A 19,434-nucleotide genomic window follows, 5' to 3' on the forward strand; every position below is an offset into this window, starting at 1 on the left:
CTTGGCGCTGCGGCGGACGCATAGGGGGAGAGAAGTGTCACCTATGTATCCGGTTCAAAGTGTTACCCATCTATCGGCTGGACACCGGCAGGGCCATGAGGGGACGGCGCTGACATCGATAATAGTTCAACACAAGTTGAACCTTTCTGAATTGCACCTATGTGTTCCAGTATCTACGTTCCGCCGACTTTTCCGCCATCAGTCTCGCGCCGTCGCGCAAGTCGTTTCGCCCGCCAAACCAAGGAATTTCCCGCATGACCGAATACACCCCGCCGAAAGTCTGGAGCTGGAAGAAAGCCAATGGCGGTACGTTCGCCAGCATCAACCGGCCTATTGCCGGTCCGACGCATGACAAGGTGCTGCCGGTCGGCAAGCATCCGCTGCAGCTCTATTCGTTGGCGACGCCGAATGGGGTCAAAGTGACTGTCATGCTGGAGGAGCTTCTGGCGCTCGGCCACAAGGGCGCCGAATACGACGCCTGGCTGATCCGCATCAACGATGGCGACCAGTTCGGCTCGGGCTTTGTCGAGGCCAACCCCAACTCTAAGATCCCGGCGCTGCTCGACCGCAGCGGCAAGACGCCTGTCCGCGTCTTCGAGTCCGGCTCGATCCTGCTTTATCTCGCGGAAAAGTTCGGCGAGTTCCTGCCGACCGAACAGCCGGCGCGCGCGGAAACCTTGTCGTGGCTGTTCTGGCAGATGGGTTCGGCGCCCTATCTCGGCGGCGGCTTCGGCCATTTCTACGCCTATGCGCCGGAAAAGTTCGAATACGCCATCGACCGCTTCGCCATGGAGACCAAGCGCCAGCTCGACGTGCTCGACCGGCGGCTGGCAGAGACCGAATATCTCGGCGGCGCCTTCTATTCGATCGCCGACATGGCGGTATGGCCCTGGTATGGCGGCCTGGCGCTCGGCCGCATGTACAATGATTCCGCCGAATTCCTGTCGGTGCAGGACTACGAGCACGTACAACGCTGGGCCAAGGCGATCGACGCCCGCCCGACCGTGCAACGCGGCCGCATGGTCAACCGCGCCTTCGGCGACCCGGCCATGCAACTGCACGAGCGCCACGACGCCAGCGATTTCGAGACGAAGACGCAGGATAAATTGGTGGTGGCGGAGTGAGCTAATCTCCCCCCTTGAGGGGGAGATGGCCGGCAGGCCAGAGGGGGTCGGCTCGACTGGGCGCGACCTCCTGCGACTGATGAAGGTTAGCGCTCCACGCGCGGCGACCCCCTCTGTCGCCTTCGGCGACATCTCCCCCTCGAGGGGGGAGATTAGCCCATCAATTTCGCCAGCCTCGGCACGCCCTCACCCACGGCGCGTTCATCAGCCAGCGTAAAGCTCATCCGCATCGTGTTGCGGCCCGAACCGTCGGCGTAGAATGCGTTGCCCGGCACGAACGCCACGCGGGCTTCCTTGACCGAGCGGGCGAGCAGTGCCGTGGCGTCCGCACCTTCGGGCAGCGTCAGCCAAACGAACATGCCGCCTTCCGGTCGGCTCCAGCTGACGCCATCCGGCATTTCCGCTTCGAGTGCTGCAAGCAAGCCGTCGCGGCGCTGGCGATAGGCGCCGATCAGCTTTTCCACCTGGCTGTCGTACACGGCCTCGGAGACGCGGTGCATGACCAGCTGGTTGATCGACGGGCTGTGCAGGTCCGACGCCTGCTTCATCAGCACCAGCCGCTCGACGACACGGCGCGGCGCGCAGACCCAGCCGACGCGCATGCCCGGCGACAGAATCTTTGAGAACGAGCCGCAATAGAGCGTGCGGGCGTTTTCGATGCCGCCGGAGCGTTCGCAGTCGAGCGCCAGGATCGGCGGCTGGCCCTCGCCGTCATAGCGCAGCGCGCGATAGGCGGCGTCCTCGATGACGGCAATGTCGAGCTCGCCGGCAAGGTCGAGCACCGCCTCGCGCTGCTGGCGGTTCAGCGTCTCGCCGGTCGGGTTGGCGAAATCGGGCACGAGATAGGCAAATTTCACCTTGCCGCCTGCAGCGGCAGCCGCCGCCTGGTAGGCGGCGGGCGTCATGTTGCCGCCATCCGGCGTCAGCCGGTGGTAGCGCGGCTCATAGGCGTTGAAGGCCTGCAACGCGCCGAGATAGGTCGGCCATGTCACGAGTGCTGTGTCGCCCGGCGACAGGAACAGCTTGCCGAGATAATCCAGCGCCTGCTGCGAGCCGGAGGTGATGAAGATGTTGTGCTCGTCGCAGGCGATGCCAAGCTTGCCCATCTGGCCCGCCAGCCATTTTCTGAGCGGCAGATAGCCTTCGGAGACCTGATACTGAAGTGCTGCGCTCGCCTCCGCGCCGCCCAGCACCGAGGCGTAAGCATCGGCGATGGCTTGCGCCGGAAACAAGGCCGGATCGGGGATGCCGCCGGCAAAGGAGATGATATCGGGCTGGTCGAGCAGTTTGAGCAGCTCGCGGATTTCCGACGCCTTCATGCGCGAGGCGCGCGACGCCAACAGGTCCATCAAACTCACGAGCCAACCTCCCGGGATACGGCATCTGGTCCAGCATGACCGTCCCGGCCATGCGAATTTAGGTCAATCTGGCTGACCTATTATCAGGCTCCCCCACCCGCGGGAATAGCCAGACCGTCATTCCGCGTGGCCCAGACGAAAAAGCAAACACATTTTGACCCCTGCACAGGGAAAATTGTTGCGCGCCGAGGGGCGCGGATGCAACCTCATTCCGAGCGGACCGGCATAAAAAGAAAAGCGGTCTCAACCAGGGGAGATAAAATGGCGCTTGAGCTCATCGGGGCCGGATTCGGCCGCACCGGCACATGGTCGACCTTTGCCGCGCTGAACAGGCTGGGCCTTCCCAGCTACCACATGCAGGAAGTCATCCTCAACAAGGCCAACAAGGGCCATCTCGACTTCTGGCGCAAGGTGGCCAACAGCCCGCCCGGCAGCCAGCACGACTGGACCAGAGTCTTTGCCAACTACAAGGCGACGGTCGACAATCCGGGATGCTGCGTGTGGCGCGAATTGATGGCCGCCTATCCCGACGCCAAGGTGCTGCTCACCCTGCATCCGCGCGGCGCCGAGGCCTGGTACGACAGCACCATCGACACCATCCACTTCACCGAGACATTGTGGCAGTTCAAGGTGCTGGAATGGCTGACGCCGTTCGGCCGCAAATTCGGCGACATGTCGCACAGGCTGATCTGGGGCCGCACGCTTGCCGGCGTGATGGACGACCGCGCCAAGGCGGTGGCGCGCTACAACGCCTATACCGAGGAGGTGATAGCGGCCGTGCCGCCGGAGAAGCTTCTGGTGTTCAAGGTCAGCGATGGCTGGGCGCCGCTCTGCGGCTTCCTCGGCGTGGCGCTGCCCAACGAGCCTTTCCCCAACCTCAACGACCGCGAAAGCGTGAAGAAGATCATCCTCGACATCATCAAGGGCAGCTACATCATGCTGGGGCTGTCGGTGGCGGCGGTGCTTGCGGCGGTCGCGGCGCTGTGGTGGTGGCTGGGGTAGCCGCCGGACCGTCAGAATATTGCTACTTGCGCGTGATCCAGCCGAGCAGATCCGGCTCGACGTCTACGGTCGGTCAGGTCGCGAACCAGGGAGGCGGCGAGCGCGCGCCACCGCTTTTCCGGGACATTGTCTTCCATCACCGATTTGATGAAGGCGGCGCGCAGGATGGCGCAATCGAAGGCGGATACATCGAAAAGCAGTTCTGCCATTTCGGTTTTCCCCGTTCACATCGGGCGCGCGAGCCTGTCGAAGTCTCAGGCGCCAGCGCCCCATACAATGGTCGACGACAGCGGATTCATACTCTTGCCGAACCAAGGTTCAACACAATTCGATTGTACGGTTTTTACCAAGCGATTGCGGTTCGTTGCCCGCTTTTGCGCCGATGCTAGATTTGCCGGGCGGCCTCTCCCCAGATGGCCGCAAATGGCCGGCGCGGCTCTGGCAACATGCTTTCACCGGCATTCGCGTCGGCCATTTCCAGCCCGTGCCAGGCTCAGCCCAGCAGCCGTTCGTATTCGGCCTCGGCCTGGCCGTAGAAACCATCGGCGACGGCGATCAGGCCATCCCGGTCGCGAATGACGATCTCGCCGCGCCGCGACCGGATCAGGCCGCGCCCTTCCAGGATCTGCAGGCCGATGGTGACGCCCGGACGCCTGACGCCGAGCATGACGGACAGGAACTCATGCGTGATCTGGATCTGATGGCCGACCACCCTGTCGTCACACATCAGGAGCCATCGGGCCAGCCGATCCTCGAGCTTGGCGCGGGCATTGCTCAGCGCCGTGGATTTGGTCTGGCCGTGCAGATAATGGGCATAGCGCAGCAGGAAGGCGCGAAGCGTCGGGCTTTTCTGCAACGCTGCCTTGAACGGCTCGGAATCGATGCACACCGCCTCGCCCGGCATCTGCATGTAGCAGTCATGGGGCGCCCAGTCGGCGCCCATCACCAAGGCGGAGCCCGACATGCCTTCGTGGCCGATGATGCCGACCTCGGTGTCCAGGCCCGGCCGGTTCCTCGCCACCACCGAGGCCAGGCCGCTTTCCAGGAAGCAGACCGAGGCGACCGGCTCGCCCGCCATTTCGAGCGGGGCTTTGAGATCGAGCACACGATGGTGCAAATGCGGCGCAAGCAGTGCGAAGTCGGCCAGGTTCATGCGGCGCAAAAGGCCGCTTTTCTCCTTGCTGACCGACTGGTCCATCGCTCTCTCCCGTCAAGGGCAAGAGCACATGTCATCTCCCAGCCGTCGGCGCCCTGCCCAAATGCAAACGGTCATTGGACGATAGCTGACTCGGATTCAGCCATTGTACTTCGTACAAAACCGACAAATCAGGGGCGACGCCCCATCAATCAATCCAGCAGCTTTTTCCTGGATCAGCGCTTCGGGCGGTCAGCCGCAACCATGCGCGCTTCGCGCACGATGGACGAGCGATCGTTGCCGATCAGCGATGCGATCTCTTGTATCTGCTGCTCGGAGGCCCCGGTTTCCCGCGCCAAGGCCGCGAGCGTCTCGGCGCTCAGACCGGACTGTCTCGGTTGCTCCGCCATGGCTCCAATGCCTCCTCTCGGGGCAGGAGTGCGATGGTCGCTCCCAAGCGTCAGCGCCCATTGATGTGGCTGACGATGCTATACTGTACGCTTCCGAACAATCGATGGCGAGCGATATATTAGCGACGCTGGATGCGGCCCTAGAACGGCAGCCTTATCTCATCGATCGACCTCGACTCCGTCCAGCCAATGTCCTTCTGGATCTCCGTCGGCAGCGCATTCAGTGCGCGCACGGTCTTCCTGTGCTTGCTGGCGCGCGCCAGGGCAGCGCGAATTCTGCTGAGACTTTCAAACATCGGTTACCTCCATGCAGCAGCAGAGCGCTGCCTCAGGCCCGCTCTTGCGCCACCTCTGTAACCGATCGATTGCGCGGCAACGGTGAAGCACTTCACAAACCGATGCCGCCCAGAAACATTTGTATACAAATTAGTTGCGCTCCCGCGGTGGCGTGATCCGACCTATGGCAGGACGACCGCATATGGCGCTCCCTCGGATTCGGCGACCCACCTTCCCTTCGTCGGCGCAAGGCGATCACATATGAGTTCTTACGAAGAGGACCCCCACCCTAACCCTCCCCACAAGGGGGAGGGAACGCTGCCGCAAGCCACCCTTTCTGGCGTGGAACCTAGGCGATTTGCGCCGATCAGCGCCTACCAAGTCTCCCTCCCCTTGTGGGGAGGGATTAAGGGTGGGGGTATTCGTAGAGCGCAAACCTGTCATATTCGATTGCCCCGCTCCGCGGAGGGAAGAGGAAATGCCAATCACCGAGGTCGCGGCCTTGATGGGCCTGGGTTTCCTCTCCCCATGGACATGGGGGGAGGTGGCCGCAGCGGACGGAGTGGGGCTGGCGCCGCCTTATGCGATTGCCCTGCCCTCCTCCGCGCCATCGCCGGCATCGGCGTCCGCCAGCCTCGCCTATGGACGAATCTTATCATGGGCAATAAGGATGGGGTCTGCCGTGGCGCTTTCGCGCCGAGGCAGGCGACGTTCGTTCAATGACGCTGCGCCGGGCGCCTTTGACGCCGCCCCGCAAACGTGTCGATACCGGGGGATCTGGTCATGACCGACAACAAGCCGACCGTAGACGTTACCAAGGACTGGCAGGCAACGCAGGGCCAGAAGTCCGGCGCCACGCGGCTGCGCCTGTTCGCCGTGCTTTCGTGGGTCATCGCCATTGGCGGCGAGATCGCCGGGATCGTACTGCTCTACAAGCACAAGTTCGACCAGGGCAACCTGCCGCTGCTGATCGGCATCCTGGTCGGCATCGCGATCTTCGCCATCGCCGGCAGCCTGCTCTGGAAGGCGGCCAACCGGAAGGACCCGGCCCGCGAATCCGACACGTTCCGGTTCTTCGTCCAGAACCAGCTCGGCGCGATCATCACCCTGATTGCCTTCCTGCCGCTGGTTATCTTGATCCTCAACGACAAGAACATGGACCCGAAGAGCAAGAAGGTGGCCGGCGGCATCGGCGCCGTGCTGGCCGTGCTGGCGACGCTGATCGGGGTCAGCTACCAGCCGCCATCGGTCGAGCAGTACACGCAGGACATGAACACCTGCGCGGAACAGATCAAGGCGGGGCAGCCGACCACGGCCTGTTCGCCCGAAGTCGCCGCCCAGGCGCAGGCGATCGCCACCGACTCCACCACGGTGGCCGCGGCGACGAAGGACGCGGCGCACCCCAATGGCCAGGATATCGTCTACTGGATCGCGCCGGAAAACGGCGCCGCCAAGTCCGACACCGAGCATGTCTTCCACCTCTGCGCAGCGGTCAGCCCGCTGAAGGACAAGACCGTCAACAGCGGCTCGGTAACGCAAGCCTACGCCCAGAACGCCATCCGCATCACGAAGCAGATCGAGATGGAACAGAAGCAGTGCGGGTTTACGGCTGCGCCGTGAATCGGCCAGGGTTTGGCGCGCGCAGTGGATCACTGCCAAACCGGTCCAGTTCGTGTTGTCCGCATTAGCATGCGCGCCCAGGACTTCGATCCTACATTTCGGAGCCAGCCGGCGGGCGGCTTGCCCAATTCTGACAGGACGAGACGAAAGTTGAATGTCGCATTTTGGCCGAGAGCGACCGGACCGCTTTCGGTGTGCGGGAGCGATAGCGGACATTCACCATGCGATCGCAATGTGTCCGGCCCTCGGTGATCTTTTCTCGTTTCTGATGGCAATACGGCACCCGTATCCACGCTGGATCAGTTGCCTGGGTGTCCCTCACATCGGAAGATCCGGGTTGTTCTCCGCAAAGTATTCATGACTATCGGCATTTTCTGTGGCTTGCGCGGGGTTTTCAACCGCGAGTAGCTTGGCGGTATTTTGACCACCAGAGGAATAGTCATCTGTGAAGACGACGACCTCAAAGTGACTAATTTCGTGTACAATCGTTCCAGATCTTGAATCCGTTCCTTTCAGAGCGGCTGACCAGAACTTTTGACAAACAAAGATATTATAAGGTTGACCACGGAACACATACGCATAAACTCCCGGTCCGCAGAGGCTGCCGTGACATCCAAACGATATTGCTTTGTTTGCAAGAGCATCCGCAATCTTCGAGAAATTTCCAGTGGCCTTCGCGTACAGTCCTACGGTATGCGCCCCAAACCATGTCAGATATCGTTGGGAATTCGGTTGCTGGGCAGAAGGCGTGCCCTGCAAAACCTGCAGCGCAGCCGAGGCTATGTTGTTTGCTTCCGCCAGCGCAGCGCCAATATCGTCCTGTTGAGAGCTGTCACACTGGTCGAATTTGGGTGCCGAGAGCGGTATCCGTTCCGGAGGAATTCGACCGGATAGAAGCCTGAACGTGACGGCGTTGCTCAGAACCTGGGCGCGTCTCAGGGCACCTTGAGGGCCAACCAGCAGACCCACTCTCTCTGTATCATAGGTAACCGCATAGATCCCTGCTTCATAGATGGCGTAGTACAATGACAGATCGACGGGCACCGAAATCGATTGTCCGGGTTCGATATTGATAAAGTCAGCCTCGGTCGGTTCTGCTCGCTTCACCAAAGGGCCAATATACTGAATTGGCTGCGACCCTCTCGCTACTGAAAAAATTTCGCCCGAGACGCCGTCGATCGGCGTGGTCCACCTGAGCAGTCTGATCGGGCTGCGCGACCGGTTCGTGAGAGTAAAGTCAATAATTAGTGGGGTATCGTTTCCAAAAGAAGTCAGGCGCGATTGCAGAACTATCTCAATTTCCTGATTCTGCTGCGCAAACGCCCAAGGGACTATATTAAAAAAGGCTGAAATTAGAAACACCATATTTCGAACAATGTTTGGCATCTTTTGCTCCTGTGTAACCACGATTAGAATCTATTGTTTCGCCTACGTGAGCTTTTATTTTGCTAACGCATACCAGGATCACCCACAGCTGATCTGGCAATCAGGAATAAAATTGCTGCAGACAGGGGAGTACAACTTACCACAAATTCACAAATTCAGGAATACGACATCCCCGGCCTCCAATGACATCGATTTTCACTGGCGCCTTTTTTGGCGTGGTATAAGATGAACCGCTACTTTCCCATCAAGCTCCATCCGAGGGGGCCATTATGAGCGAGCGTTGGAAAGGCTTAATAACAGCCTGCGCGATTTTGAGGTATTTTGCCCTGGCGTATGGGTTCTGTTTTGCTTTCAGCGGCACTGCTTTGGCTGATTCATGTGGAACAGAGGCTACTCATGGCTGGAACGTCAATAATAATCCTCCGGCCGAAGACCGTCAGGCAATCCAAGATCTTTTGTCCCGCTACGCCTGGACGATCGACGAAAAAAATGCAGCCGCGTTCGCCACCCTCTTTGCGGAACCTAAATCGTCTTACTATGAGATTTGCGATGCAGGCAGCAGTGTCCTCGAGCTGACACTCGACCTTGGCCCAGAGTCGGCACATGATCTTCTCGTGCAAATGAAAATAATAGTTAAGAAACTGGAAACCGATAAACTCCAGACCCGGCATCTCGTGACCAACACCTTGTTCGACGTGGTTGACGACAAGACGGTGAACACCAAATCGATAGTCCTTGTGACAATGCAGGACTCCCACTCTTCGGCACCGAGTCTTGACTATTCGGCGGATGCCCGCGCGTCTGTTGTAAAGGGCGATGACGGCATGTGGCGATTTCAATCGCTTACTGTCCACGCTGACTATGACGCTGGCTCTGTCGCAGCGAAGAAGCGATGACGCCCAGAGATCGGCCATGGGTTCACTGGCACGCTCCAGTGGGCTGAGATGCGTGCTGTTGCGCTGATCGCTGCTGTCCTCGGCGTTGCGTTTCTCCTGCTGTCCGGGACGATCGGACATGAAGCTTTTGTGTCGACGCCGCGAGCCGGCGAGAGGCAAGGCTCCAATCAGGCCGACATGATTTGCAGCAAGGCGGGCAACTGCGCGGCGTCACCATTGCCACGCAGTTCCGCTTTCGAGCCGCTGCGCCCTCGCAGCGTCGCTTTCGCTCCCGCTGAACTCGATGGGAAGGCGTTCGCCGAAGCCGTTACGCGATGGAACCCTGACATCTTTTGGGCGCCAGCCTCAAAGAGCACCGACGTCATAACGAGGTCTGGCGATGAAGCGCGGGCGGTGTTCGGTCCTATTCCAGAGGGCGATTGCGGCAGCCCACAGATGAAGGTCATCCCACTGGAAGTTGATGGCAATGTCGTCGACCTCAAGCCCAATCCGACAAAACCGGGCTCTCCGCTGGAGTTCGAGCACAGCAATGAGAACGGAGAGGTGGTGAAATGGACGGCGACATTGCCCAGATGCGACAAGCCTTCGCTAACTGGCAGCTCAACCTACTGTGGGCTGAACTCACGTGCAGTAAGGGTCGTGCGCGGCAACGTGGAATGGCTGTTCCTCTGCAGAAAGTCCAATATCAGCCACGAGGTCAGCACCGATCCCTACTGGACACGGTCGGATCCGAGATTTTCCGTCTTCGGCACCATCGGGTTCAATCGGAAATCCGGAGAAATCATCTTCTTCGACGGCCGCAAGGACCGGAGCGAGTTCGATTGGTCAAAGCCCTTCGTTCCGCCAGGCGGGCGCAACTATTCCGATGACATCGGAAGGGTTGCGGCGGAGAAAATCTATGACCCGACGTTCCAGATCTCGTGCCATGCATGCCATGACAACAAAAGCCCCTATGTGATAGATCCGCACATTGAACAGAGCAGGGTCGGTTTCCGTTCAGCCCGCGATTCCAAATCGACCGCCTTCAGCCTGGGAGATTTTCTACCGCGCCGACCGCGGTTGCCGGGCGCGCCGTTCCGCGTGGTCGGCTCCGGTTACACCGGCACCTATCCCAATGAACTTAGCCAAGCCAGGACGGTCGAAGATCCGACCGGAAACTGCACAAGCTGCCACACGCTTACCACACAAATCACCGGCCGCCGTTTTGCCGCGGACGCAGTCGGGTACGAACCGGCGGTCACATCGCCAACCTGGGTCCAATTGCTCGAGCTGCACGAGGAACAGACCGTCTACGCCGGCATAGAAGCACATCGCACGGACTGGGCGATCGGCAGCAGCGGCATCCATCCCTGGATGGTGCCGGGGTCCGGCAATGACCTGTCCTCAGGAACGCCTCGATTGAGCTTGGAAGACTGGCGCAAGCTGAGCGACTGTCTGTGGGGAGCCGGCGGTCCTGAGTGTGGCTACCGCCCACTCTACACGCGCTGCCCGGCGCCAGAAGCGCAGGATGAAGGCTCTTCGCTTGCCGATGCCGAGATTCGGGTTTTGCCTCCACCGCCCGGAGAGGACGTCAGGACGCGTGTCCTTCGCTTAAGCTGGACCTTTCGCAACAGCTACGGTGGTGTTCCCGAGCGCGACGATATCAGGATCAATGTGGCAGTCAGCGCGGGCACGATTCCGGCAAACGGGGATCCGCCGCAAAGTGGCGAATATCCAAGCATCGAGCAGGCAAAGGGCATCAGCGTCGAGGCTATCTCCGGTCCAGTCGGTTCAGCCGGCTCCAGCTTGTGGATCGAGAACGTTTCGTTTGCTGGTCACAAGAAATGGAGCGATCCAGCGCCGTCGATGTCGCCGCGCACCTTCCAGATCGATCTGCCCGGTGAATGCAACCGACGCACCTTAGTTCGTTTGGTGCCCAAACGGTTCTGCTTCGACCAGAGCCAAGCGGCATTTAGCGAGGCAGACCATTTGATCTACGCCGATGTTCAGTGTGGCGAGCCTCAATGAACCACCTGACGCGATCGAAAGCGACTGGTGAGCACCGGGATTTGCGATAACATGACTGGGTGCTACATGGTCGCCGCACTAAGGAGGGTCCCGGAGCGTGACCACGCCGGTTCCATTGGCTAGCCCCATTTTGCCCGGCAATCCGGCGAAACCTGTTGCGGAACGGCGTTATCTCACCATCCTGTTCTGCGACATGGTGGGGTCAACCGAATATGCCGACCGCCTGGATCCCGAGGATTTCCAACACCTGATTGAGAGCTTTCTACAGACCTGCAGCAGCGTCGTCCGGCGCCGCAAGGGCGTGACGGCTAGTTACATCGGCGATGCTATTCAGGCCTATTTCGGCTATCCAACAGCTGGTGAGGACGACAGCGAGTTCGCGGTGCTGGCCGCGCTCGAGATCGTTGATGCGGTGGCCACCATCTCCGCAAATCTGGGATATCCGTTGCAAGTGAGGATGGGTATCGCGAGCGGCCAAGTCGTGGTGGGTGAGTTCGTCGGCGCACCGAGCGGTGTATCCACCGTCGCCTTCGGTCACGTCGCCCATCTAGCGGCACGGCTGCAGGTACTGGCCAAGCCGAATACGATCCTTGTCGACGCGGCGACCTTCGAGGCCGCAAGCGGCGCGGTTGATTTCACCGGGTTCGGCAAACATGAGCTGAAGGGATTCGCCGCGCCAGTCCAGGTTTGGCAGGTGCAAAGGGCGCGCATGGTGCCGACCCGCTTTGCAAAGCGGGCGCGTATGACCAAGCTGTGCGGCCGCAACGCCGAATTGCGACTGCTGATGGAGCACTGGGAGACTGTCGTGCGCGACAGGCGTGGCAATGCCGTGTTGGTCTCGGGGGAGTCGGGAATCGGCAAGTCCCGGTTGCTCAACGAAATCCAGCAGCGTCTGCGCAGCTTTCCGCAACTGACCATGCAATGTTCTCCGACCTTTGAGAACAGCACCCTTTATCCATTCCTCGCAGAGTTGCAGAGGATTGCAACGATCGAGGACGGTGACTCAACGGAAGAAAAGCTTCGAAAGCTCCGCAACGGATTGTCGATAGGCTCGGTGTCCAGCGACATCGCGCTGGCGATCTTCTCAGGCCTGCTCGGGATGCCGACGACAATGCCGGACAGGCTTGAAGGGACAAGTGCCGAACGACAGCGCAACATTGCCGAGCAAGCATTCATCGATCTGGTCAGTTATTTGGCGCGAACTACCCCGATCCTGATCTTGTTCGAGGATGAGCAATGGGCCGATGCGACCTCGCGCGACCTTCTCGAAAAAATCGTCGCCAGCCTGGCTTCGACACCCGCCCTCTTGCTTGTGTCGAGCAGGAACAACGCAAGCGTTCCATGGGTCGACGGCCCTGACGGGCACCATATCAGGCTTGAAGCGCTCAGCCGAGCGGACGCTGAAGCGATTGTCCATGACATTAGTCCGAATGCGCTCGCTGCTGACGTAGCAGCGGTGCTCGATCGCGGTGAAGGCGTCCCGCTCTATATCGAAGAGCTTACTCGAAGCGTGGTCGAAACAGGGTTGCGCCTAGACGTATCGCAGCCCAAGCGTCTGTCACTCACGAACAACATTCCAAACTCTCTGCAGTTCTCGTTGCTTGCCCGTCTCGACAGGCTGGGGACCGCCAAGGAAGTCGCGCAGGTCGCGGCGGCGATCGGCCGCGAATTCGATTTCGACATGCTGCGCGAAATTTGTGATTGGCCTGAAGCGGAGTTGCGCGCTGCGGTTGGTGAGCTGATGCGCACAGGGCTGATCGTAGCCGAGCGAGGGACGGCCGGAGCAGGCTTTTCGTTCACCCACGTGCTGCTCCAGCAGGCCGCTAGAGGCACGATGCTGCACGAACGTGCGCAACAGATTCACAAATCGATTGCCGAATGCATCGAGCTGCGCGACCCCAACGCGGGCTTTGCCTATCCCGAAGTGCTCGCTGAGCATTTCGCCGACGCCGGTCTGTTCGATCGCGCCGCTGACTACTGGCTGCAGGCAGGGCTGAAGGCCGCCAAGACTTGGGCGAAAGTTGACGCAGTGCGTATCTTCAGGAAAGGGCTTGAAGCAGCGAAACTCTTGCCTGACTCCGACGATCGTAGCCGCAGGTTGCTTCGCTTCGAACTGGAACTGGGCGACGTTCTGTACGCTGCGCTCGGCTACGTGACGGGCGAAGGCAGTGCCGCGTATCAGCGGGCCATAGCGCTGAGCGGGAAGCTTGGCGAACTGGAGGCGACGATTAGGGCACTCGACGGGCTTTTCGGTACCCATTTCAACTCGGGCCAGTTTGGTAAGGCCCTCGCGGCCAGTGATGAATTAATTCGAGTCGGCGAGGAGGGCGGCTACCTAAACGCGCTCGTTATAGGTCTGCAGTTTAAGGGCATGAGTCTGTTCTGTCAGGGTGAGTTGGCGGAGGCTCGGCAATATCTTGAGCGCGCTCTCAGCCACAAGGGCAGTGCAGACGAGGTCGGCAGCGACTTTCCGAGTATGGCCATGATCTACCTTTCGTGGACCTTGCATATTCTGGGGTATCGCCGTCAAGCGCTGAAACTCTACCTCGAGGCGGAGGCGACCGTTCGGCAGCAATCCGCCTATCGCTTGGCCGCCTGCTTGGGAAACGGGTGTGTGTTGTTCGCCTTCCGCGAAGAGAGCAGGGATATCGCTCGGCTGGCGGATGAACTTCTGCCATTAGCGCAGGAAAACGGTTTCAACCTCTGGACACGGGTGGCGCGCTTTTTTGGTGGCTTGGCTGCATCAAGCCTCGATGACAGTCTGGTGGGAAGCCATATGATGGCATTGACCGAGAGTGACCTTGAAGATCAGGAAGTCGACAAATCGTGTTATTTAGGCTTACTGGCCAAAGCTTTCATTAACTCTGGACAATTCGATATAGCGGCAGAGACCGTCGAGAAAGGTCTGCGCGAGGCCGAAAAGATTGGCGAGCATTACTTTACAGCTGCCTTGCTTCGCATTCGCGGCGAGATCGAACTTGCAAATGGAGTCGGAGACAGAGCGGCAGAGGCTTCTTTCCGCGAGGCTATTGCCTTTGCGCGGCAGCAGCGCGCTAGGAGTTGGGAGTTGCAGGCGACCAATAGTCTGGCAAAGCTATTGCGGTCACAGGGTAGATTCGAAGAGGCGCGTGCGGAATTGCGGGAGATCAACGATTGGTTCATCGCAGCAGACATTGAGTGATTAACGACGCATCACGTTCTGCCGGCAATCTCGACGAGCGCGGATTCGGCAACATCACGATCCCCGGCGCAGCCGCAACTTACGGTTTAAAGCAGACCAACGTCCGCTTACGGGTAGCGATGGCATTGATCTGAAGGCCGGCAGCGGCCATTCACCCGTAGCTCGCCGCAACGCAACAAGGCCCCTCCTGGGGCCTTGCTTTCAACCTCAGTGCTGAGCGTAGCCCCCTCACTTCCCCATCAGCTGCTTGGCATTCTCGGCCGTGATCGCGGTGGTTTCCACCGTCACCGTCTTGTCCACCTCGGTGGCGCAATCGAGCAGGATCTTTTTCGACATTTCGATCGCTTCCTTGGCGCCCGTTGGGTAGGTGAAGGTTGCGACCCAGTCGCCCTTGGCGACGGCCTCAATGCCGCCGGCCGGGCCCGGCAGGCCATCGGTGCCGATGATCTTGACGTCCTTGCCCGCGCCCTTGGCGGCGAGCAGCGCGCCGGCGGCCATCATGTCGTTGGAGGCGTAGAGCACCTTGATGTCGGGGTGCGCCTGCAGCATGGCGGCGAAGGCGACCTGCGCTTTGTCCGGCACCCAGTCGGCGGCCTGCTCGGCGACGATCTGGACCTTCGGGTTGCCCTTCACGCCTTCCTTGAAGCCGTTGAGGCGCTCGACGGCCGGCGTCGAGCTCGGCAGGCCTTGCAGCACCGCCGCCTCGCCGCCATCGGGCAGCAGCGTCTTGGCGGTGTATTTGCCGGCTTCCTCGGCGATCTTGAAATTGTCGCCGCCGATGAAGGCGGTGTAGTCCTTGCCGGGGTCGCCGACCGTCTTGCGGTCAAGCTCGATGACCGGGATGCCGGCATCCATGGCGCGCTTCACCGCCGGCGTCAGCGGTGCGGCCTCGAAGGGCGAGATCAGGAGGATGTCGACCTTCTGGGTGATGAAATTGTCGACCTGCGAGGTCTGCGTGTTGACGTTGCCGGCGCCGTCGGCGATCTGCAGCGTGAAACCAGGCACTTCCTTGGCGGCCGCCTCCAGCTCGTCATTGACGTGCTGGCGGTAGGGCTCGGCATTGTTGGCCTGCGAAAAGCCGATGACGAACTGGCCGTCCTTGGCGCAGGCTTTCACCAGCGGCTCGGCGGCGTAAGCGGAGTCTGCAATGCACAGGCCGGCGCCGGCCAGCAGCACGGCCTTGAGGGTCGATCCTCTTAGTGTCGTTTTCATAACTCACTCTCCTCCTCGTCTGGCCGGGGGGCCAGACCTTGGTTTGACGTTCACGTGTTGCCGTCTCCTCCTTGTTTGTTTGTGCATGTCGTCATCGCAAAACCGATGTCACTTTTGCGCGACATGCACTAACGACCCAACCCCTCGCGGCGGCGAACGAGGGATTGAAGCACTGCCGCCAGGACGATGATCGCGGCGGTCGCGAGCAGCTGCATGGCGGGCGTGATGTTGTTGAGCTGCAGGATGTTGGCGAGCGCGCCCAGCATGATGGTGCCGGCGACGGTGCCGACCATCGAGCCGGCGCCGCCGAACAGGCTGGTGCCGCCGATGACCACGGCGGCGATGGCCGTCAGCTCATAGCCCATGCCGTCATTGGCGCTGCCGAAATTGAACTGGCCGGCATGGACGATGCCGGCAAGGGCAGCGGCAAAGCCGGTGATGGCGTAGACCGAGATTTTTACCATCGCCACCGGCACGCCGGATATGCGCGCGGCGCGCTCATTGCCGCCGACGGCAAAGACATAGCGGCCAAAGCGCGTGGTGTTGAGCACGATGGTGGCGATCGCGGCAAAGACGACGAACACAAGCGTCGCCACCGGCACGGTGTTGTTGAACAGCCGCTCGCCCAGCACGGCGAACACCGGCGGCGCCAGGCCCGGCCCTTCGCCGTAGGAAATGTTGATGTACTGGTTGCCGGAGACGACCAGCGCCAAGCCGCGCGCGGCCTGCAGGCCGGCCAGCGTGACGATGAACGGTTCCAGCCTGAAACGCGTCGAGATGGTGCCCTGTATGGCGCCGAAGACGATGCCCAAAGCGAGCACGGCGAGGATGGTGGGGATCAGGCCGAAGCCGCCGGAGATCATCATAGAGGCGGTGACGACGCTGGACAGGCCAAGCACCGCGCCGACCGACAGGTCGATGCCGGCGGTGATGATGACGAAGGTCATGCCGATGGCGATGATGCCCGTCTCCGACACGGCGCGTACGATGTTGGCGATGTTGTCGGGGTTGAGGAACAGGATCTCGCCATGGCGGCGCGGCGAGAAGATGATGCCGCCGATCGCCACCAGCACCAAGCCGATCAGGCTCTGGAAGCGCACGATGAGCGCCAGCGGGTCGCGATGCTTTTGAGGCGGCGCCATCACCGGGCTCGCTGCCACTGGATTGTTGTCCTGAGACATCAGGCCTCCCTGCCGTTAGCCGCGGCCAGCACCGTGTGCTCGTCGACGCCGCCCAAGAATTCCGCCACATTGCGCCCCTGGCGCAGCACCACGATGCGGTCACACAGACCGATCAGCTCCGGCATCTCGCTGGACGCCACCAGAATGCCCAGCCCCTGCGCGGCGAGTGCCCTGAGCCGCTGGTAGATCTCGCCCTTGGCGCCGACATCGACGCCGCGTGTCGGCTCGTCGAGAAGCAACAGGCGCGGATTGCCGAGGATCTCCTTGGCCAGCACCACCTTCTGCTGGTTGCCGCCAGACAGCGCGCCGACGGCGATATCGGGGTTCTTCGGCCGGATATCGAACTGGCCGAAGGATTCCTTCACCGCCTCGGCCTGGCGGCGCGGCGAGACCAGCCAGTTCGGCGAGATTCGGGATATGACCGACATCACCAGGTTGAGGCCGACCGCCATGCGCAGCATCAGGCCCGAGCCCCTGCGATCGTCGGTGACGAAGGCGATGCCGGCGTGGCGGGCAGCGCTGATCGAATCTAGTTTCACCGGCTTGCCCGATATGGCGACCTCGCCCTCCCAGCGGCCGGACAGGCCGGTGCCGTAGAGGGCGGACAGCAGCTCGGTGCGCCCTGCCCCCATGATGCCGGCAAGACCGACGATCTCGCCTTCATGGACATCGAGCGAAACGCCTTGCGGCGCCTGCCAGCCGGCGCTGTCGCGGGCGAGCTTGAAGCTGGCGTTCCTCAGGCTGAGCAGCGGCTTGCCCGCCGCTTTGGCGCGCTGAGGATAGATCTCGTCCAGGGGACGTCCGACCAGCAGCCTGACTAGCTCGGCCTGCGGCGCGTGCGGCTCGGTGATGCCGGCAACGCGGCCGTCGCGCATCACCGTCACCCGGTCGGCAATCCCTGGCACCTCCTCCAGCCGGTGCGAGATGTAGACGATGCCGACGCCGGTGGCGGCGAGCTTGCGCATGATGTCGAACAGCCGCTCGACTTCGCCGACGGTAAGTGCGGCCGTCGGCTCGTCCATGATCAGCACGCGCGAGGCGTAAGACAGCGCCTTGACGATCGCCACCACCTGGCGCTGGCCGATCGACAGATCGGCGACCATGGCAGCCGGATCGATGGCGATCTCGATCGCCTCCAGCCGCTTCTTGGCCTCGCGGCGCATTGCCGGCACTTCGAGGAAGCCGCCCGGACGCATCAGTTCGCGGCCGAGGAAAAGATTGGCCGCGACATCCAGCGACGGCACCAGGTCGAGCTCCTGGAAGATGGTGGCGATGCCTGCCGCTTGCGCCTCGCGCGGGTTGTTGAAGCGCACGGGTTTGCCGTCGATCTCGATCATGCCTTCGTCCGGCGTGTAGACGCCCGACAAAAGGTTCATCAGCGTCGACTTGCCGGCGCCGTTCTCGCCGAGCAGCGCATGGATTTCGCCGGCCTTGAGGTCGAAGTCGACGCCGCGCAGCGCCTGCACGCCGCCGAAGCGTTTGACGGCGCCGGTCATTACCAGCATCGGCGCGGTCATGTGAGCCTCGTGTGGGTCGGCCTTCCGCAGGAGGCTCGCGCCCGCAGAGTCGCCTGCAGCCGCACCGAACGTGGCTCTGAACCGGTCGCCGCGATGCGGGCGCTGAGTAGCGCCGCCGCCTGCCTGCCGATCTCGGTGCAGGGCTGCGCCACCAGCGTCAGCCGCGGCTCGAAACAATCGGCCCATTCGAAATCGTCGAAGCCGGCCAGCGACAGATCGCCCGGAATGCTGAGGCCTTTTTCGCGGATGGCGCGGACGGCTCCGATCGTCGTCATGTTGTTGCCGGTGACCAGTGCGGTTGGTGGCGACGGCAGCGACAGGATGGCGTGGGTGGATGCGGTCGCCGCCGCCGTGTCGACATTCTCGGCCGAGAGATAGTGCGGCACGCACTCAAGTCCATTGGCGGCGAGCGAAGCCTGGAACGCCTCGATGCGCTCGCGCGTCGTCGTCAGGCCCGGCTGTCCGGCGATATAGCCGATGCGCTTGTGGCCGAAAGAGGCGACATGGTCGATCAGCGCGCGCATCGACGTTTCGTTCTCGACGCCGATCTGGTCGAAGCGCTGGTCGGCGAAACGGTCGATCAGAACGCATGGCATCTTCTTGTCGGCGAGATAGTCGATGGCCCGCTGCGGCGAGCCCGACGGCGCCAGGATGACGCCGTCGACGCGGCGCTGATGAAAAGCGCGCACCACCTGCAGTTCGCGGTCGGGATCTTCCTGGGTGTCCGACAGGAAGACCATCAGCCCGAGCCGCGCGCATTCGGCCTCGACCGCGCAGATGATGTCGGTGAAATAAGGGTTGGAGATCGCCGAGATCGCCAAGCCGACGCTGTTGGTGGTCGAGGCCTTCAGCGAGCGCGCCAGCTCGTTGGGCTGGTAGCCCATGGCGGCAATGGCGTCGTTGATCAGCCTCGCCTTTTCCAGCGAAACGAAGCGCGTGTTGTTGACGACATGCGAGACGGTCGACACCGACACACCGGCGCGCCGCGCCACTTCAGCCATTGTCGGCAAGACATATCAGCGCCTGCAAGCGCTCCTCCCTAGTATGCGTTTCCCATCCGCTCTGATGGCGGATTTCAAGGGAGCTTAGGGCCATCGAAACGTTTGCGCAATCGATTCGATGCAAATTT

Annotated in this window: 17 protein-coding genes; 7 read left to right on the forward strand and 10 right to left on the reverse strand. The window is 61.4% G+C overall.

Annotation, left to right across the window (positions count from 1 at the left end):
• Window positions 1-254 precede the first annotated feature (254 nt).
• Window positions 255-1,124: a glutathione-dependent disulfide-bond oxidoreductase gene (yghU, locus tag NKI10_RS27315; protein WP_352862360.1), complete on the forward strand. Its 870-nt coding sequence runs from the start codon at window positions 255-257 to the stop codon at window positions 1,122-1,124.
• Window positions 1,125-1,276: 152 nt separating this feature from the next.
• Here the strand turns inward: yghU and NKI10_RS27320 are convergent, their stop codons facing one another.
• On the reverse strand, window positions 1,277-2,473 hold the full coding sequence (locus NKI10_RS27320) for an aminotransferase-like domain-containing protein (protein ID WP_023689842.1): 1,197 nt from the start codon (window positions 2,471-2,473) through the stop codon (window positions 1,277-1,279).
• 270 nt (window positions 2,474-2,743) lie between these two features.
• Between NKI10_RS27320 and NKI10_RS27325 the strand changes: the two genes are divergently transcribed.
• On the forward strand, window positions 2,744-3,484 hold the full coding sequence (locus NKI10_RS27325) for a sulfotransferase family protein (RefSeq protein WP_352862361.1): 741 nt from the start codon (window positions 2,744-2,746) through the stop codon (window positions 3,482-3,484).
• A gap of 11 nt (window positions 3,485-3,495) precedes the next feature.
• Here the strand turns inward: NKI10_RS27325 and NKI10_RS27330 are convergent, their stop codons facing one another.
• The 4 genes from NKI10_RS27330 to NKI10_RS27345 form a co-directional block, all read right to left on the reverse strand.
• A complete protein-coding gene (locus NKI10_RS27330) occupies window positions 3,496-3,693 on the reverse strand; it encodes a hypothetical protein (RefSeq protein WP_352862362.1) in 198 nt (65 codons plus the stop codon).
• 284 nt (window positions 3,694-3,977) lie between these two features.
• Entirely contained in the window at window positions 3,978-4,682 is a 705-nt protein-coding gene (locus NKI10_RS27335) for a Crp/Fnr family transcriptional regulator (protein WP_352862363.1), read from the reverse strand.
• Between the two features lie 173 nt (window positions 4,683-4,855).
• The gene (locus NKI10_RS27340) at window positions 4,856-5,029 is read right to left on the reverse strand and encodes a hypothetical protein (RefSeq protein ID WP_023671410.1); all 174 of its coding nucleotides are present in this window, start codon (window positions 5,027-5,029) and stop codon (window positions 4,856-4,858) included.
• Between the two features lie 140 nt (window positions 5,030-5,169).
• Window positions 5,170-5,325 carry a DUF1127 domain-containing protein gene (locus NKI10_RS27345; protein WP_023671409.1) on the reverse strand — a complete coding sequence of 52 codons (156 nt, stop codon included), beginning with the start codon at window positions 5,323-5,325 and terminating at the stop codon, window positions 5,170-5,172.
• A 763-nt stretch (window positions 5,326-6,088) separates the two neighbouring features.
• On the opposite strand from NKI10_RS27345, the gene NKI10_RS27350 reads away from it, so the two are divergent.
• Window positions 6,089-6,925, forward strand: coding sequence for an SLC5/6 family protein (locus NKI10_RS27350; protein WP_352519797.1), 837 nt, complete (start codon window positions 6,089-6,091; stop codon window positions 6,923-6,925).
• A 318-nt stretch (window positions 6,926-7,243) separates the two neighbouring features.
• On the opposite strand, the gene NKI10_RS27355 is transcribed toward NKI10_RS27350, so the two are convergent.
• Window positions 7,244-8,311 (reverse strand): M35 family metallo-endopeptidase, encoded by a 1,068-nt coding sequence (locus NKI10_RS27355; RefSeq protein WP_352862364.1) that lies wholly within the window; start codon window positions 8,309-8,311, stop codon window positions 7,244-7,246.
• A gap of 269 nt (window positions 8,312-8,580) precedes the next feature.
• On the opposite strand from NKI10_RS27355, the gene NKI10_RS27360 reads away from it, so the two are divergent.
• From NKI10_RS27360 to NKI10_RS27375, 4 genes are all read left to right on the forward strand, one after another.
• Complete coding sequence (locus tag NKI10_RS27360) at window positions 8,581-9,207, forward strand: nuclear transport factor 2 family protein (protein ID WP_352862365.1); 627 nt, start codon at window positions 8,581-8,583, stop codon at window positions 9,205-9,207.
• A gap of 48 nt (window positions 9,208-9,255) precedes the next feature.
• Window positions 9,256-11,214, forward strand: a complete 1,959-nt coding sequence (locus NKI10_RS27365; RefSeq protein ID WP_023693771.1) for a hypothetical protein — start codon at window positions 9,256-9,258, stop codon at window positions 11,212-11,214.
• Window positions 11,215-11,311: 97 nt separating this feature from the next.
• Window positions 11,312-14,395: an ATP-binding protein gene (locus NKI10_RS27370; protein WP_352862366.1), complete on the forward strand. Its 3,084-nt coding sequence runs from the start codon at window positions 11,312-11,314 to the stop codon at window positions 14,393-14,395.
• A complete protein-coding gene (locus NKI10_RS27375; RefSeq protein ID WP_155921578.1) occupies window positions 14,392-14,529 on the forward strand; it encodes a hypothetical protein in 138 nt (45 codons plus the stop codon). The genes NKI10_RS27370 and NKI10_RS27375 overlap by 4 nt, the downstream gene beginning before the upstream one ends.
• A gap of 94 nt (window positions 14,530-14,623) precedes the next feature.
• Here the strand turns inward: NKI10_RS27375 and NKI10_RS27380 are convergent, their stop codons facing one another.
• The 4 genes from NKI10_RS27380 to NKI10_RS27395 form a co-directional block, all read right to left on the reverse strand.
• Window positions 14,624-15,607: a substrate-binding domain-containing protein gene (locus tag NKI10_RS27380; RefSeq protein WP_352862367.1), complete on the reverse strand. Its 984-nt coding sequence runs from the start codon at window positions 15,605-15,607 to the stop codon at window positions 14,624-14,626.
• 128 nt (window positions 15,608-15,735) lie between these two features.
• Window positions 15,736-16,788, reverse strand: coding sequence for an ABC transporter permease (locus NKI10_RS27385; RefSeq protein ID WP_502897582.1), 1,053 nt, complete (start codon window positions 16,786-16,788; stop codon window positions 15,736-15,738).
• On the reverse strand, window positions 16,788-18,305 hold the full coding sequence (locus NKI10_RS27390; RefSeq protein ID WP_352862368.1) for a sugar ABC transporter ATP-binding protein: 1,518 nt from the start codon (window positions 18,303-18,305) through the stop codon (window positions 16,788-16,790). Before NKI10_RS27390 ends, NKI10_RS27385 begins: the two co-directional genes overlap by 1 nt.
• Window positions 18,302-19,315: a LacI family DNA-binding transcriptional regulator gene (locus tag NKI10_RS27395; RefSeq protein ID WP_031196975.1), complete on the reverse strand. Its 1,014-nt coding sequence runs from the start codon at window positions 19,313-19,315 to the stop codon at window positions 18,302-18,304. The genes NKI10_RS27390 and NKI10_RS27395 overlap by 4 nt, the downstream gene beginning before the upstream one ends.
• Window positions 19,316-19,434 lie beyond the last annotated feature (119 nt).

Origin of the sequence: Mesorhizobium sp. M0802 (assembly GCF_040320115.1) — a bacterium.
Lineage (GTDB): Bacteria > Pseudomonadota > Alphaproteobacteria > Rhizobiales > Rhizobiaceae > Mesorhizobium.

Excerpts from the sequence above, each read along its gene's own strand:
- NKI10_RS27330 (WP_352862362.1), bottom strand. The coding sequence starts at position 3,693 with ATGGCAGAACTGCTTTTCGATGTATCCGCCTTCGATTGCGCCATCCTG.
- NKI10_RS27320 (WP_023689842.1), bottom strand. The coding sequence starts at position 2,473 with ATGGACCTGTTGGCGTCGCGCGCCTCGCGCATGAAGGCGTCGGAAATC.
- NKI10_RS27335 (WP_352862363.1), bottom strand. The coding sequence starts at position 4,682 with ATGGACCAGTCGGTCAGCAAGGAGAAAAGCGGCCTTTTGCGCCGCATG.
- NKI10_RS27345 (WP_023671409.1), bottom strand. The coding sequence starts at position 5,325 with ATGTTTGAAAGTCTCAGCAGAATTCGCGCTGCCCTGGCGCGCGCCAGC.
- NKI10_RS27340 (WP_023671410.1), bottom strand. The coding sequence starts at position 5,029 with ATGGCGGAGCAACCGAGACAGTCCGGTCTGAGCGCCGAGACGCTCGCG.
- NKI10_RS27360 (WP_352862365.1), top strand. The coding sequence starts at position 8,581 with ATGAGCGAGCGTTGGAAAGGCTTAATAACAGCCTGCGCGATTTTGAGG.
- NKI10_RS27350 (WP_352519797.1), top strand. The coding sequence starts at position 6,089 with ATGACCGACAACAAGCCGACCGTAGACGTTACCAAGGACTGGCAGGCA.
- NKI10_RS27380 (WP_352862367.1), bottom strand. The coding sequence starts at position 15,607 with ATGAAAACGACACTAAGAGGATCGACCCTCAAGGCCGTGCTGCTGGCC.
- NKI10_RS27385 (WP_502897582.1), bottom strand. The coding sequence starts at position 16,788 with ATGTCTCAGGACAACAATCCAGTGGCAGCGAGCCCGGTGATGGCGCCG.
- NKI10_RS27365 (WP_023693771.1), top strand. The coding sequence starts at position 9,256 with ATGCGTGCTGTTGCGCTGATCGCTGCTGTCCTCGGCGTTGCGTTTCTC.
- NKI10_RS27325 (WP_352862361.1), top strand. The coding sequence starts at position 2,744 with ATGGCGCTTGAGCTCATCGGGGCCGGATTCGGCCGCACCGGCACATGG.
- yghU (WP_352862360.1), top strand. The coding sequence starts at position 255 with ATGACCGAATACACCCCGCCGAAAGTCTGGAGCTGGAAGAAAGCCAAT.
- NKI10_RS27355 (WP_352862364.1), bottom strand. The coding sequence starts at position 8,311 with ATGCCAAACATTGTTCGAAATATGGTGTTTCTAATTTCAGCCTTTTTT.
- NKI10_RS27390 (WP_352862368.1), bottom strand. The coding sequence starts at position 18,305 with ATGACCGCGCCGATGCTGGTAATGACCGGCGCCGTCAAACGCTTCGGC.